Origin of the sequence: Sporofaciens sp. JLR.KK001, assembly GCF_036941055.1 — a bacterium.
Taxonomy (GTDB): Bacteria; Bacillota; Clostridia; order Lachnospirales; family Lachnospiraceae; genus Sporofaciens.
This window is the reverse complement of record NZ_JAYMNO010000001.1, coordinates 3,980,634-3,994,827: the sequence shown is the minus strand read 5'-3', so window position 1 is coordinate 3,994,827 and position 14,194 is coordinate 3,980,634. Positions and strand designations below refer to the sequence as shown.

Below are 14,194 nucleotides of genomic sequence, written 5' to 3'. Positions count from 1 at the left end.
AGGATGGCATTTTTGGAAAAAAATTGTGTTTATCCTGCCGACTGTCTGGAAGTGCTGCGGGAACTTCCAGACAGAAGCGTGGATTTAGTGATTGCCGACCCACCGTATTACCGTATGAAAGGGGACTTTGACTTTGTGTTCCAGACAGTTGCGGAATATCTGGAATGGTGTCTGGCGTGGGCGGGGGAATGCCACAGGATTTTGAAGCCTACGGGTGCGTTTTACTGTTGGGGGAGCTGCCAGATGATAGACAAGCTCTCTGCCCACGTTTTAGACAAGTTCGGATGGATAAAGCGGAATCTGATTGTCTGGAATTACAGGACGGGGCGACCTGCGAAAGCGACCTATCGGAATGAAGCGGAGTTCTTGTGGTTTTACAGTAACCCCCTGCATGAAATCAATATTGACGCCGTCCGCATCCCGTATGATGAGGGCGGCGAAAAAGACAAGCGGAAAAACCCAAAGGGGAAATCCTGCGGGAACGTGTGGGAGTTTCCGAGGATTATGCCCAACTATAAAGAAGCAACGGGGCATCCCACGCAGAAGCCAGAGAAGCTGGCGGAACGGATGCTGCTTGCAAGCAGCAGGGCGGGCGATTTAGTGGTAATCCCCTTTGCAGGCTCTGGGAGCGAGGTAGTCCAGTGCATCAAAAATGGGCGTGATTTTATTGCTTCTGAAATCAATGAATCCTATGTGGGGAATATCATTCTGCCACGGCTGCAAAGAGAAACGGATTGCAGCGTATCGCCACAGGAGAAAGGAGGATTTTTATGTCGGAGATAAGGTTTCGCAACACAGCTCACCGTGATTTTTTTCTGGAAAGTATGATGAAATGCAGGGTAAACGACTGCTACCACAGGGCGTTTTTCTATGTGATGGGGATTGCGGGGGAAACAAGGCGGAACATCAATGCCATGTTCGATTTTAAGACGGACTGCATCAAGCCAGAGGGGATGCACGGCGGATGGCAGACGAGCGGAACGGTCAAGGTCTGCCACCTTGCCTTTAACCTCTGGAACGGTTACGCCGAGGAGGGGCGTGAGAAACTCTTTACGCCAGAGGAATTGTTCTGCTGCGAGTTCGCCCCGTATTTCATGGAGGGCATCAAGGCACGGTATCCCGAATATTGCAGGGACTTACCCACGCCCAAGAAGCAGACGGAGCATATACGGTAACTGAAAACAAGAAAAAAGGAAACACCCTGCGGGCATCCCTATATGCCCAGAAAGCAGGGCAGGATTAAGGAAAGGAAAAGCCTATGAATTTAAAAAACTATAAACCTATTATCTGCATCGCCGCCGCTGTTACCTTTTTAGGAGCAGCGGTTTTTTGCGGCTTTAAGATTTACAGCCATTACCAGCAGATAGACGAGCAGACGGAAGCCTTTGCGGAGATTGCCGAGGTCGTGGAGAACGCCGAGCCAGAGGAAGAACCGCCCAGAGATAAGGATGCGCCCGTCAGCGAGGGCGAAGATATTCTTGCGAAATACAAAAAGCTCTATTTGCAGAATGAGGATATGGTCGGTTGGATTGCCATTGACGGAACAAGCATCAACTACCCCGTCATGCAGAGCAAAAATAACCCGAATTTTTATCTGAAGCACAGCTTTGAAAAAGAGTATAGCGACTTAGGAGTACCGTATATCCAAGAGGACTGCGACATCTCTACAAGCGACAATCTGGTTATCTACGGACACCACATCAAAGGCGGCAGGATGTTCGGGGCATTGGAAGATTACAAATCCAAGAGCTTTTATGAGAAGCATAAGAGCATCCAGTTTGACACGCTTACGGAGCAAGGGAATTATGAAATCATCGCCGTATTTAAGACCGTGGCATACAGTTCGGAGGGCTACCGCTATTATGATTTTGTCAATGCGGAGAATGAAAAAGAATTTGATGCTTATGTCGGGAAGTGCAAGGAGCTTGCTTTGTATGATACGGGAGTGACAGCCCAATACGGCGACAGGCTCATTACCCTCTCCACCTGCGAATACTCGGCACAGAACGGCAGGCTTGTCATCGTGGCAAAAAAGGTAAATTGACATGACCGCAAATCTTCTGGGAAAGGAGGTCGGATTTTATGGCTGATATAAAGACCAGAGATGCGGTCAAAGGGACGATTAAGACGCTTGATAAGGCGGCTGTTGCAGGGGAACGAATGAAATCCGCTTACGCAAAGACGAAGGACAAGGCGGAGCAGGGATATTATGCAGAGGAAAATTTCCCCACGGAATATGCCGCCGACAAGGTTTCCCATGCTTCGGGGCGTATTAAGGACGAGGGCATCCACCAATTTAATAAGCAGGGGCAGAAAAACGCCCAGATTACAAGGGAGAATATCGGTAAGGCAAAGGATAAAATCGCCGATTTTAAGGCAAAGCGGGCGAAGAAAGCCGCAGAGCAGAAAACAATGCGGAACAAGGCGGGACAGAACGCCATGCGTACAATGGGACAGGACGGCTTGCAGGAAATACAAGGGACTGCAAGCCGTCCCGCTGTTTCCGCTGCTCCTGTCAAGACCGAAACGCCCCAGACGGCGGCAAACTCGCTGATAAAGACCAGACAGCAGGGAAAGCGGACGATAAAGACAACCGCCAGAAATGCGGAAAAAACCGTCAAGACCACAGCCAAAGGCACGGTCAAGGCGACGGAAAAAGGCGTGAAAACCGCAAAGGCGACATCCAAGACAGCGATTAAGACCACCGAGCAGACCGCAAAGGCGGCACAGAAAACGGCGAAAGCATCTGCCAAAGCCGCCCAGAAAGCGGCGCAGACGGCAAAAGTCACTGCAAAAGCGACAGCCGAAGCGACGAAAGCCACGGTCAAGGCGACCATTGCGGCGGTTAGGGCGATTATCGCAGGGACTAAGGCGTTAATTTCTGCCCTTATCGCAGGCGGCTGGATTGCCATTGTGATAATTCTTATCGTCGTCCTGCTTGGAGGCGCCGTTTCCCTGTTCGGGGGCGGCAGCGACAGCACTTCCTATACCCCTGTCAGTGCGGAGGTCGAAGCCTACACGCCGCTGATACAGAAGTATGCGAAGCAGTACGGAATCTCCGAATATGTGGAGCTGATAAAGGCGGTGATGATGCAGGAATCTGGCGGCAAAGGCAGCGACCCGATGCAGGCGGCGGAGGGGAGTTTCAACAAGAAATACCCCCATGAGCCGAATGGTATTAAAGACCCCGAATATTCCATCGAGTGCGGCGTGCAGGAACTGAAAGCTGCACTTGTTTCAGCCGAGGTGGAGAACCCGGTTGACATGGAACGCATCAAGCTCGCCTTGCAGGGTTATAACTTCGGCAACGGGTATATCTCATGGGCAAAGACCAACTGCGGTGGCTATTCCTATGCAAATGCGGTGGAATTTTCCGCTATGCAGGCACAGCGGCTCGGTTGGGAGAAGTACGGCGACACGCAGTACCCCGCCCATGTGTTACGCTACTACCCATACGGGCGGGCGTTTACAAGCGGTGGCAATCAAGCCATCGTAGAAGTGGCTCTGACGCAGCTTGGCAACGAGGGTGGACAGCCTTATTGGAGCTGGTACGGCTTTGGCGGGCGTGTAGAATGGTGCGCCTGCTTCACATCGTGGTGCGCCGACCAGTGCGGCTATCTGGAAAGCGGCATTATCCCGAAATTCTCCCTCTGCTCGGATGGTGTAAACTGGTTTAAGGGCAAAGGACAATGGCAGGACAAGAACTATGAGCCGCAGGCAGGCGACCTTATTTTCTTTGATTGGGGGAGCGACGGCTCAATCGACCATGTGGGAATCGTAGAAAAATGCGAGAATGGGACGGTCTACACCGTGGAGGGCAACTCTGGGGATGCCTGCAAACAGCAGAGCTATCCAGTCGGGAGCGGCTCTATCTACGGTTACGGATGCCCTGCCTATTGATGGCAGAATGGGTAAAAGAAAAACCAGGGGTCAATCCTCTGGCTGCTCTTTTGCCTTACATAGCCCGTTTACAGTTGCTTCTACAATCGACAGTTCTTTGTCGTCCAGTTGGTCGAGCATAGCATCCAAATGTCTGCGGACAGAGCTTTTTTTGGTTTTTTCCCCAGTATGTATATGTTCGTCAACCGATACATCGAACATTGTAATAAGTTGGAGAAACAGCTCTATGCTTGGATATTGCCCCTCGTTTTCGACAGCTTGAAGATGTCTTGGATTATAGTCGATGATATTTGCAAGCTGTTCTCTGGTTACACCTTGAGCTTTACGGGCTTTTTTGATTGCCAGCCCTAGCGGTCTGAAATCAAAGTCAAAATCGTTGTTTCTTTTGTCCATAAGTTCACCACCTGTTCTTTGAATTGTTTACCTTTACATTTTACAGAGATGTAATCTCCTATTAAACGATGTGAAATCTCCTATAATGAGAGATGTAATCTCCTATTACGAGAGATAAAAAAGCTATTTTTGAGCACTCTCGGAAACTCAATAGAGAATAAGCAGGAAAGGGTTGATTTTCAGAAATGAGAGGGATAAGGGATGGATGATTATGGGGCTTGAGCAGTCCAGAGAGCGTAAAGAATAAAAATGTGCATGACTTTAAAACCTGTCGGAAAACAGGCCTGAAAGAATCCAGAAGCAGGAAACTTGGTTTATGCCGCTGCCTGCACCTGCTGTTTATAGCGGGCATCCAGATGGATGCAGATTCCAATCATGGTCGTCATGAAAGAATAATGCTCCTTTGTGTGTATGAACATACGGTGCAGTCCGTAATCATTGAGGATGCGGTTGTTGATACGTTCCGTGGCGGTGCGTTGATTATAAATCTTCTTATAAGCATCTGTGCCGCGGGGGACGTCGGTGTAAAGCCGGATATCCCATTCGGGCCGGGTCTTGACGACTCTCCCATATTTGGAATCGGTGCAGGAGTTTTTACATTTGGAACAGTGATCTTTCCCATAGGGGCAGCGCCACATGAGGTAACCGCTGGATTTGTCATAACCGTTAGGCTTCATGCGCAGTTTTTCCTGACATAAGGGCGTTCCATCTTTGTCAATGGTGATGGTATCAGGAATTGTTTTTGGCCGGCCGCATTTGTCGTTCAGGTCGATGAAGGCCCGTATTCCCCTGTTTTTAAGGATCCGGTAGGTGGGGTAATTGTCCATTGCAGAATCCAGGCACATATTCGAGGTGGAAACAGCCGGCATATGTTTTTCTAGTTCATGGAAAGCGACAAGGAAATTGACCGAATCATGACGCTTTGCACTGGTAAAACGCAGAAGCAGGGGGAGATCTGTCCTGAGTTCACTGTTATAGCAGGATAATTGGAACAAAGTGTAGCCGAAGTAATATTTTTCCAGGTCGCTGTCCCAGCCCCAGGAAGCATCGGGGTCGGGGAAATGCCGCAGGTTTTCCGGTGCGCCAACCCTGTGGTGCCCGCGTGGGCAGGCATGGGTATGCACGGCGGTGCCGTCTCCGGAAACCGTAAGGTGTTCCCTTGGTATGAGACCGGATTCCATGGAAGGCAGGACAGCCACGTGATAGAAGAAGCGCTGCAGCCGCCCTTCAAAGTTAAAAGGGATATCCTTCCCGCTCATGAGCCGTTTTTCGATAGATTCTGTGATTTTGGGCTTTGCCTCCTGTGCTTTCTGTTTTTTGCCTTTGGGCTTATCCGGCTTTTTGGTGTTCCAGGAAGCCGGAAGCAGTTTGTCCCGCGCATATAAGTCCGTTGGCGGTGCAGTCCAGAGCCTGTCCATGAAGTCAAAATAAGAACCGAGGGGCGGCAGGGAATCCGTAGTGCAGCCGATGAGAGCGGCAAGGAGGCGGTCATGTTTGAGCCTGTCGACCCAAAGGGTAAGGGATAGCTTGGCCAAACCTTCTGAAAATAGAAGAAAGAAAAGGATAAAAGACCTTAAGATTTGTGGCTGGTTCTTAGCGGGCCTGCCAGTGTTGGAGTAAAAGGGCAGAAGGAACTCCATGGCCTTATCGGTATCGAAAAGGCGGAGTTTCTGCCAAGGTTTCCAAAGCTCCGTATGGAGCCGGACTCTTTCAGAGGAATCGAAATGGACTTTGGATTCGTTGAGAAAGTACTTGTAATCTTGCATGGACTGCCAGTACTTGATCATAAAGTGCACCTCCTAGTAGTTTAGTTTAATGCTGTGCGTGTGGCACAGACGCTTCTTAACTACAAGGGGCGCGTTTGGTGACTGGCGTATATGGTCACCAAACGCGCCGCACATTTTGACTTATATGTCAATACTTTTTTGAAAATTTAACAAAAATGTTTTCCGGGATATGGAGGAAAGCAAAAAAGAAGAACATGAAAAAAGAGCGGAAATTCGGGCTTAAAGAGTTTCCGAGACTGCTCTTTTTTGAAAATGGAGGAATTAACAAGGAGCGTGTGATTTGTGAATATTTTGTAAATCCGTAAGTAACGACTTGACAAAGAGAGAAAAAATCCGTATAATGAACAAAGGTTCAATAATGGAGTGTGAGAAATGGCTCAAGTTCTGAAAGATGAAATAAGGGAAAACATATTAAAGGCTGCTTTACAGGAGTTTTTTGATAAGGGATATAAATCGGCTGCTATGCGGAATATTGCTCAGCAAGCTAAAATCCCCACAGGACTTATTTATTCCTACTACGAAAATAAAGAAACTCTTTTTGATGCAGTTCTACGACCTGTCCTATATGATTGGGAACGGGTACTAACCGCAGGAGAAGAAGATAAAAGCGGACATACAAATAACGAAATTTATGGACTTAGCAAGGCAGAAGCCGAATGTATATTAAATCTTTTTGACCATCGGAAGGAGTTTATCATTTTGATTGATAAGAGCGATGGCACAAAATATGAGAATGAAAAGGAACGCTTTATTAAGGACATAGAAGAACATTTGAATAAGCATCGGAACGATGACATTGATGATGAAATATTCTCACATATTATTGCAAATAATTTTGTGGATGGATTGATGCAGATTATGTATCATTATAAAAGAAAGGAATGGGCGGTTATGATATTACATAAACTATCAAAAATGTATTTGTCGGGAATTGGTCTTTAGACCAGTTCCTTTTTTTATCGAACAATATTGAATTTTTGTTCAATTTTGAAAGGAGAGATATTATATGATGTCACTATTTATGCGAATGTTTATCAAGAATAATGAGGATGTTTCAAATCCAAGTGTAAAGAAAGCCTATGCTACCTTATCAAGTGTTGTAGGTATCCTGCTGAATCTGTTTTTGTGTACGGCGAAAATAGTGATTGGCTTATTAAGCCGTTCTGTTGCCATTTCAGCAGACGGATTTAACAATTTGTCAGATGCGGGGACAAATCTGGTATCACTTTTGGGATTTAAGATTGCAAGATACGGCGGAGGAAGTACACATCCCTTTGGGCATGGAAGAATTGAGTGGATAATGGGTATTTTTGTATCTATCGCCGTTCTGCTTATGGGGATAAAACTGGCAGGAACTTCGGTGGATGCAATAGCAAATCCACAAGAGCCGATGTTTAATACTGCCGTAGTGATTGTGTTGGTACTTTCTGTTCTGGTTAAGATTTATATGTATTACTACAATCGACAATTTGCGAAAATTACAGACTCGGAAACACTCAAAGCCACTGCCGCAGATTGCATAAGTGACTCGATTGCCACTATTGCGGTTCTGGCGTCTGCTATCGTTTCTCATTTAACAGTTTTTGAGATTGATGGTTATTGTGGCGTACTGGTGTCGGTATTCATTATGTTTGCAGGCGTGAAAAGTTTGTGGGAAGTATTGGGGCGTATCATGGGAAAAGCCGCAGATGCGGACACAAAGGATATTATCTTGAAAATGGTTAAGTCACATTCAGAAATCATTGCAGTCCATAATTTGATGCTGCATGATTACGGATTTGGATATTTTGTAGTTTCTATGCGTGTGGAAGGATGCAGGAAAGACAGCGAACAGCTTTATATAGGGATAAATCAAATATCCTATGAATTGTTTCAAAAGTTCCATTGTGACTGCTTCATACAGATTGATTACCTTTTGGAGGATAAGGAATTAACAAACAATATTACAGAACAAATTTATTCTGTAATGAAAAAGTACAGTGATGCAATAAGAATTGATAATTTTAGACTTATCGAAAACGGCTCTTACATCAATGTAGCTTTCGATATGGTCTATCCTGCCGAACTGCAAAAAAGAGAAGAAGAAATATATAAAGATATTAGAGATAGATTGGAGCTTAAAAATCCAAAGTACCGCATCATTATTAAAGGTATTATACGGCGTGAGCGTTTCAGCCTGCACCGATAATAATGCATATACGTTCTGCGAATATGCGATACTTCTTGATTTGTGGAAACAAATCAAGGAGATACACAAAATATTAAACTTAAGGAGGACATTCAAATGGCAGAAAAATCAAATCGTATCTATTTATTAGAAGAAGCAGGGGTTGCTTCTGCGCTACTTAAATTGGGAATACCAACGATGGTTGGAATGTTGATTTCCGCACTATACAACGCTATTGATGCTTATTTTGTTGGCGGTCTGGGAATGAGCCAGATGGGAGCTGTATCCGTTGTATTTCCAATCGTGCAAATCATTATAGGTCTGGGAATGATGTTTGGGGCGGGAGCTTCCTCATACATATCAAGGCTGCTCGGAAAGGGAGATAACAGACAGGCAGACAAAACAGCCTCTACCGCTCTTTTTTCAGGGCTTTTTGTAGGAACAATTATCATTATAGGCATTATGGTTTTTCTTGACCCCGTGCTTACCTCGTTAGGCTCAACTGAAACAATTTTACCCTATGCAAGAGTCTATGCAAAAATCTATGTGACTGGCTCAGTCATCAATGTCTTTACTGTTATGATGAATAATCTGCTTACTGCTCAAGGAGCTACAAAGTTTACGATGATTGCCATGCTTACGGGAAGCATTGCCAATGTGATTTTAGACCCAATCATGATTTATGGCATGGATTTAGGTATTGAGGGCGCAGCTATCGCAACAGTTATCTCTTTGTGTATCAATATGGCTCTCTACATCTGGTACATCGTAAAAAAGAAAGGCGTTTTAAGATTTTCGGTTAAAAACATAGCACCGTCAAAGACCATTTATGCGGAAGTTTTGAAAATCGGTATCCCTGTACTTTTGTTTCAGCTTCTTGCAAGTGCAGCTATGGGAAGCATCAATACAGCGTCAAAACCTTATGGGGATTATGCAGTAGCGGCTATGGGGGCTGTTACCCGTATCATGACGGTTGTAACTTATGTTGTTTTCGGATTTCTGAAAGGTTTTCAGCCGTTTGCAGGATACAATTATGGCGCAAAGAAATATGACAGATTAAAAAAATCTATAAAGCTCTGCATGATTTGGTCAACGGTGTTTTGTGTGATTGCCGCCATTGTACTCGTTGTATTTGCAAATCCGATTGTTGCCCTATTTGGTACAGATGCAGAAATGGTTGGTTTAGCAGAAAAGGCACTCAGATTAAATGCGGTATTATTCATTACATTTGGCTTTCAAATGGTTTATGCGTCCCTTTATCTTGCTATTGGTAAAAGTTTGGTGGGAAGTGTACTCAGCTTAAGCAGACAGGGTATTTTCTTTTTCCCTCTGGTTTTTGTATTACCTCGCCTGCTCGATTTAACTGGCGTGATATGGGTGCAGCCTATGGCAGACCTTTTGACCACAATTATTACCATAATTTTTGCGGTTAAGATAAGCCGTGTTTTATCGACGGAGGTTACAAAGGAGGTAGATTGATATGGAATTAGGGCAATCAAAAGAAGATTATTTGAAAGCAATTTTTATCTTACAGTTAAAGTTAAGAACTGTCTACTCAGTAAATGTTGCTGAATACTTGGGCTTTTCCAAAGCAAGTGTTTCTGTTGCGATAAAACAGTTACGAAATAAAGATTACATAAGGGTGGATGATGAATGTGGACTGCATCTCAGCCCAAAGGGAGAACTATTAGCGTCGCAGGTCTATGAAAGATATAACTTTTTTACCAATTTATTTTCTCGGATGGGTGTACCCATTGAAATTGCTAAAAAAGATGCCTGCTCAATCGAACATGTAATAAGTACCGTTAGTTATGAGAAACTCAAATGTAATTTTTTATCAAGACATCAAATTTAACAGACTAAAAATCCATTAACGGAATAAATTACTTTTTTGATAAAAGTAGCTTCTAATTGAGCCATATAAACTCTCTTACATAACAAAAAATTTCCTAAATGTAAGGGAAAATGAAAATTTCATAAAAAATAGGATTTGACAAACGGCTGATTTTCATGCTATAATTATTTGCACTAATTTAAAGGAGAACAGTTTCATGAGCTTTTACATTACAAACGAACTTCCGCCTAAAAAGAAAATCAGCTCTGTACAATCAAATCCGATGAAACATTGTACAGAGTATAGCGTAATATAACACGTTAGGATTTCATCGGGAAATATAGCAGTACATGAGAGGGATTTTATATCTTTTTTCATATATTGTTTCTTTTCCCGTACAAATTTGTGTGCAGCAGGCTATGGACAGTGTTTTGTCCGTAGCCTTTTGTTGTATATGGACTGTTTCCTAAAAGCGGTTTGTGATGGAACGGATATAGCAGAAGGCATGATACCAAGAGTATCTGGCTTCTGCTATTTTTTTGCCCATTTTGGAAAATCAGACAGGAAAAAGAGAGGACAATGATTATGAGTTTATTAGAAGTTACGGGATTAACACATTCTTTTGGAGAAAATTATCTGTTTAAAAACGCAGATTTTACATTGAACAAAGGGGAGCATATCGGAATTGTCGGTCAGAACGGGGCGGGAAAAAGCACATTCATAAAGATTTGCACAGAGCAGCTTATCCCCGACTCTGGCAGGATAGTATGGCAGCCGAACACAAAAATAGGGTATCTCGACCAATACGCCCAAATTGAAAAAAGCGTGGCAATGAGGGAGTTCCTACAATCCGCATTTTCTGGGCTGTATGAGATAGAAAACAGGATGAATGAGTTGTACTGCCAGTCTGCGGATGGGGATATGGCGAAGCTAAGCACGGCGGCAAGGTATCAGGAAGAATTGGAGCGTAAGGAGTTTTATTTGATTGACACAAAGATAGAACAGGTGGCAACAGGTCTGGGCTTGACGGCAGTCGGGTTAGATAGACCGATTGAGCAGATGAGCGGCGGGCAGAGGGCAAAGGTCATACTGGCAAAATTACTGCTTGAGAAGCCAGATATTTTGCTTTTGGACGAGCCGACAAACTTCTTGGACAAGGAACATGTTACATGGCTTGCCGAATATCTTTCCAGCCTGCCAAACGCTTTTCTTGTAGTATCGCATGACTATGACTTTTTAGAGAAAATATCCACAAGGATATGCGACATTGACAACGAGAAGATTACAAAATATTTTGGCACTTATTCAGAGTTCACGAGAAAAAAGGCACTGCTCCGTGAGGATTATATCAGACAGTATGCCGCACAGCAGAAAACCATCAAAAAGACGGAAGAATTTATCCGCAGGAATATTGCAGGGAGAAAGTCAAAAATGGCTCGTGGCAGGCAGAAACAGCTTGACCGAATGGATAAGATGGAAGCTCTGGAACAGAAAGAAATCAAGCCACATTTTCGGTTTGAAGCTCTCCCGCTGACTACGACAGAGCATCTAAAAGTAAAACATCTGGATGTTGGCTACCACTATCCTGTTTTGTCGGACATCAGCTTTTCCATAAAAGGGGGAGAGAAAATTGTTATGACGGGATTTAACGGCATCGGCAAATCCACCCTGCTAAAAACGCTTATCAGTCAAATACCCTCATTAAGCGGGAGTTTCCGTTTTTCGGAGCAGGTAAAGATAGGGTATTTTGAGCAGGAGTTGGCATGGGCGGATATAGAAAAAACGCCTATTCAGATTGTTTCTGATGCTTACCCATCGCTTACGATAAAAGATGTGAGAAAGCGTCTTGCAGGCTGCGGCATCTCAAGCAAACACGCCATGCAAGAAATCGGGACTTTGAGCGGAGGGGAACAGGCAAAGGTTAAAATGTGCCTGCTCATAATGAAGCCGTGCAATTTCCTTATCATGGACGAGCCGACAAACCACCTTGATGCACTGGCGAAAGAATCGTTGAAAACAGCACTGGAAGAATTTGAGGGAACAGTGCTGTTGGTGTCGCATGAGGAAGCGTTTTACCGAGAATGGACGCAGAAAGTGATAGACATAGAAAAGAAAATATAGGTGAAAGGCACATCTTTAAATAGTGCCAGTGGTAAGGGGAAGCCCACCAAATAAAAAAAACAGTGTTTGGTGGGATGCTTTGCCATGCCAAAAATAAAAGTCCTTCCAAATCTGTTTTCAGTTTGGAGGGATTTTTATTGCCTGAAAATAGCAATTTCCTTTTACATATATCATATCGGGGATGGGTGGACAGCCTGTTAAAAAAATCCTTGTTAGCGCAAGGGGGCTTTGCACTCTAAAAGTAGAGGTCAAATCTCTACATATTAGATATAAAATCTCTATAAACCGTAAAGGTACGACAGCCTTTGCGGTTTTTCTTTTGTCGTTTTTGTAATATCACGCCGTAAGGCTGTTTCTGGCGTGGGATGTCGTTCTCCGCCTGCCAATCTGGATTATTCAAAAAAATTCAGATTGGAGGTAACGGATGATGGCGTACAACAAAGCCAGAGAAGAAAGAAAATGGCGGATATGGAAAGAAGCCGAGGAAAAGCAGCTTAGGAGCTTAGGTGTCAGCGAGGGCGATATTGAAAAGCTCCGTGTCCATGATTGGGCGATATTCAATTCCGACAGACGGTACTATGAGAAATTACAGGATGTGGGTACATATCTTGAGGAAGTCGCAGAGGACACGGCACAGCCCGAAATAAAAACGGTTGAGGAATTTTTGGACAGCATTGAAAATGCAGTGCTGTACCAAGAGCTGCATCAGTTGGACAAGCTCACGCTCCAAGCGTTGCTGATGAAGACGCAGGGCTTTTCAGTCACTGAAATTTCAGTGAAATTAAGTTTAAACAAGGAAGTCATTTACAAGCGTTTGAACAGGTTTAAGAAAAAAATTAAAAAACTTTTGGGATAGTGTCCAAAATTGCACTTTCCCATCGGCTGCTGGGTGAGAGGGCAAAAACCTCTTGCCCAGTTTTCTTTATATCGGAAACGGGACGGCTCTTTGAAAACCGAATACCCATTCACCAAATACAGTCTCTTTGTGATTGCAATAAGCATAAGCGTGTGCAGCGGTACGCCATGACCCGCCGAAAGGTGGCAAGCGAAAAATACCGACTGAAAATATCGGGCAGCTCCCGATTCCGCCATGACACACAAAGAGGACAATGATACTCCCGTCCAGCCACAGTCCGAGCGGTAACCAGCCCGCCGCAGGCAATGGGGGCGGCTCTGTCAGAACGACAGTTGGGGTGCAACTCCCGTGGCGTCAGTTCGCTGCTGACCGTTTGGTGACTTCCCTTGCGTAATCACGCATCAGCATTTTCGGGGTGTCGGGGACAAATAGAAAATGCCTTTTATCATAAAGCCAGATGTGGGGCGGTCAATGGAAACAGAGCTTGTTTTATGCTCTCCCGACCTTAAATACTCTCTTGCGTCTGGCTGCTACATAGGCAGGGTATTCCTGTCTAAATCCAGATGGAGGTTATAAAGAATATGGAAAGAAAAATTAAGCGTGGCGACATCTACTACGCAGAGCTTAATCCCGTTGTCGGCTCGGAGCAGGGCGGCACACGTCCCGTACTTATCATTTCCAATGATATAGGAAACAGGCACAGCCCGACAGTGATTATTGCTGCCATTACAAGCAGGGTGCAGACAAAAGCGAAATTGCCGACACATACCGCAGTAAAGGATTTTGAGGGGCTTGATAAGGATTCCATTGTACTTCTTGAGCAAATCCGAACAGTAGATAAGAGAAGGCTGAAACAGCATATGGGCATGATGCCCGTTGAAATTATGGCGAGGGTTGATAAGGCTCTTGCCATTAGTTTATCCATGAAACAACAGAAAGCGGGGTGTGGCGATGGAGCAGAATAGGGAGCAGGATTTTGTACATTACAGCATCCAATTCGCATGTTTGCAGAAGCTGAAAAAAAGAAGTTTAATTACAGTAGATGAATACGAAGCCATAAAGAAGCGGCTTATGAGTGATTACAATGTCGTTACGAACCTTGCGGCTTGACATTCATCAATAAATATTTTGGAGGT

14 protein-coding genes are annotated in these 14,194 nt (G+C 44.6%); 12 read left to right on the top strand and 2 right to left on the bottom strand.

The features are described 5' to 3' along the window. The first annotated feature begins 3 nt into the window (after window positions 1-3). The 4 genes from VSQ62_RS20265 (at window position 4) to VSQ62_RS20250 (ending at window position 3,900) form a co-directional block, all read left to right on the top strand. Window positions 4-783 carry a DNA-methyltransferase gene (locus tag VSQ62_RS20265; RefSeq protein WP_334636587.1) on the top strand — a complete coding sequence of 260 codons (780 nt, stop codon included), beginning with the start codon at window positions 4-6 and terminating at the stop codon, window positions 781-783. Beyond that, window positions 771-1,175, top strand: coding sequence for a DUF6075 family protein (locus VSQ62_RS20260; RefSeq protein ID WP_334636586.1), 405 nt, complete (start codon window positions 771-773; stop codon window positions 1,173-1,175). The genes VSQ62_RS20265 and VSQ62_RS20260 overlap by 13 nt, the downstream gene beginning before the upstream one ends. Before the next feature lie 83 nt (window positions 1,176-1,258). Then, window positions 1,259-2,044: a class B sortase gene (gene srtB, locus VSQ62_RS20255; protein ID WP_334636585.1), complete on the top strand. Its 786-nt coding sequence runs from the start codon at window positions 1,259-1,261 to the stop codon at window positions 2,042-2,044. Window positions 2,045-2,082: 38 nt separating this feature from the next. Then, entirely contained in the window at window positions 2,083-3,900 is a 1,818-nt protein-coding gene (locus VSQ62_RS20250; RefSeq protein ID WP_334636584.1) for a lysozyme family protein, read from the top strand. Between the two features lie 30 nt (window positions 3,901-3,930). Here VSQ62_RS20250 and VSQ62_RS20245 read toward each other — a convergent pair whose 3' ends face one another. Together VSQ62_RS20245 and VSQ62_RS20240 are read right to left on the bottom strand one after the other, a co-directional pair. Next, a complete protein-coding gene (locus tag VSQ62_RS20245; RefSeq protein ID WP_334636583.1) occupies window positions 3,931-4,293 on the bottom strand; it encodes a helix-turn-helix domain-containing protein in 363 nt (120 codons plus the stop codon). A 314-nt stretch (window positions 4,294-4,607) separates the two neighbouring features. Further along, window positions 4,608-6,080, bottom strand: coding sequence for a transposase (locus tag VSQ62_RS20240; protein WP_334636582.1), 1,473 nt, complete (start codon window positions 6,078-6,080; stop codon window positions 4,608-4,610). Window positions 6,081-6,452: 372 nt separating this feature from the next. Here VSQ62_RS20240 and VSQ62_RS20235 point away from each other — a divergent pair, with 372 nt between their 5' ends. The 8 genes from VSQ62_RS20235 (at window position 6,453) to VSQ62_RS20200 (ending at window position 14,168) form a co-directional block, all read left to right on the top strand. Then, window positions 6,453-7,022: a TetR/AcrR family transcriptional regulator gene (locus VSQ62_RS20235; RefSeq protein ID WP_334636580.1), complete on the top strand. Its 570-nt coding sequence runs from the start codon at window positions 6,453-6,455 to the stop codon at window positions 7,020-7,022. Between the two features lie 64 nt (window positions 7,023-7,086). Continuing rightward, a complete protein-coding gene (locus VSQ62_RS20230) occupies window positions 7,087-8,268 on the top strand; it encodes a cation diffusion facilitator family transporter (RefSeq protein WP_257277546.1) in 1,182 nt (393 codons plus the stop codon). A gap of 96 nt (window positions 8,269-8,364) precedes the next feature. Further along, entirely contained in the window at window positions 8,365-9,726 is a 1,362-nt protein-coding gene (locus VSQ62_RS20225; protein WP_257277547.1) for an MATE family efflux transporter, read from the top strand. A 1-nt stretch (window position 9,727) separates the two neighbouring features. Beyond that, on the top strand, window positions 9,728-10,102 hold the full coding sequence (locus VSQ62_RS20220) for a metal-dependent transcriptional regulator (protein ID WP_257277548.1): 375 nt from the start codon (window positions 9,728-9,730) through the stop codon (window positions 10,100-10,102). Between the two features lie 564 nt (window positions 10,103-10,666). Then, window positions 10,667-12,202 (top strand): ABC-F family ATP-binding cassette domain-containing protein, encoded by a 1,536-nt coding sequence (locus VSQ62_RS20215; protein WP_334636579.1) that lies wholly within the window; start codon window positions 10,667-10,669, stop codon window positions 12,200-12,202. 427 nt (window positions 12,203-12,629) lie between these two features. Then, window positions 12,630-13,058, top strand: a complete 429-nt coding sequence (locus tag VSQ62_RS20210) for an RNA polymerase sigma factor (RefSeq protein ID WP_334637731.1) — start codon at window positions 12,630-12,632, stop codon at window positions 13,056-13,058. A gap of 581 nt (window positions 13,059-13,639) precedes the next feature. Beyond that, window positions 13,640-14,023: a type II toxin-antitoxin system PemK/MazF family toxin gene (locus VSQ62_RS20205; protein WP_334636578.1), complete on the top strand. Its 384-nt coding sequence runs from the start codon at window positions 13,640-13,642 to the stop codon at window positions 14,021-14,023. Further along, on the top strand, window positions 14,010-14,168 hold the full coding sequence (locus tag VSQ62_RS20200) for a conjugal transfer protein (protein WP_334636577.1): 159 nt from the start codon (window positions 14,010-14,012) through the stop codon (window positions 14,166-14,168). Before VSQ62_RS20205 ends, VSQ62_RS20200 begins: the two co-directional genes overlap by 14 nt. The last annotated feature ends 26 nt before the right edge of the window (window positions 14,169-14,194 follow it).

Excerpts from the sequence above, each read along its gene's own strand:
- VSQ62_RS20265 (WP_334636587.1), top strand. The coding sequence starts at position 4 with ATGGCATTTTTGGAAAAAAATTGTGTTTATCCTGCCGACTGTCTGGAA.
- VSQ62_RS20260 (WP_334636586.1), top strand. The coding sequence starts at position 771 with ATGTCGGAGATAAGGTTTCGCAACACAGCTCACCGTGATTTTTTTCTG.
- srtB (WP_334636585.1), top strand. The coding sequence starts at position 1,259 with ATGAATTTAAAAAACTATAAACCTATTATCTGCATCGCCGCCGCTGTT.
- VSQ62_RS20250 (WP_334636584.1), top strand. The coding sequence starts at position 2,083 with ATGGCTGATATAAAGACCAGAGATGCGGTCAAAGGGACGATTAAGACG.
- VSQ62_RS20245 (WP_334636583.1), bottom strand. The coding sequence starts at position 4,293 with ATGGACAAAAGAAACAACGATTTTGACTTTGATTTCAGACCGCTAGGG.
- VSQ62_RS20240 (WP_334636582.1), bottom strand. The coding sequence starts at position 6,080 with ATGATCAAGTACTGGCAGTCCATGCAAGATTACAAGTACTTTCTCAAC.
- VSQ62_RS20235 (WP_334636580.1), top strand. The coding sequence starts at position 6,453 with ATGGCTCAAGTTCTGAAAGATGAAATAAGGGAAAACATATTAAAGGCT.
- VSQ62_RS20230 (WP_257277546.1), top strand. The coding sequence starts at position 7,087 with ATGATGTCACTATTTATGCGAATGTTTATCAAGAATAATGAGGATGTT.
- VSQ62_RS20225 (WP_257277547.1), top strand. The coding sequence starts at position 8,365 with ATGGCAGAAAAATCAAATCGTATCTATTTATTAGAAGAAGCAGGGGTT.
- VSQ62_RS20220 (WP_257277548.1), top strand. The coding sequence starts at position 9,728 with ATGGAATTAGGGCAATCAAAAGAAGATTATTTGAAAGCAATTTTTATC.
- VSQ62_RS20215 (WP_334636579.1), top strand. The coding sequence starts at position 10,667 with ATGAGTTTATTAGAAGTTACGGGATTAACACATTCTTTTGGAGAAAAT.
- VSQ62_RS20210 (WP_334637731.1), top strand. The coding sequence starts at position 12,630 with ATGGCGTACAACAAAGCCAGAGAAGAAAGAAAATGGCGGATATGGAAA.
- VSQ62_RS20205 (WP_334636578.1), top strand. The coding sequence starts at position 13,640 with ATGGAAAGAAAAATTAAGCGTGGCGACATCTACTACGCAGAGCTTAAT.
- VSQ62_RS20200 (WP_334636577.1), top strand. The coding sequence starts at position 14,010 with ATGGAGCAGAATAGGGAGCAGGATTTTGTACATTACAGCATCCAATTC.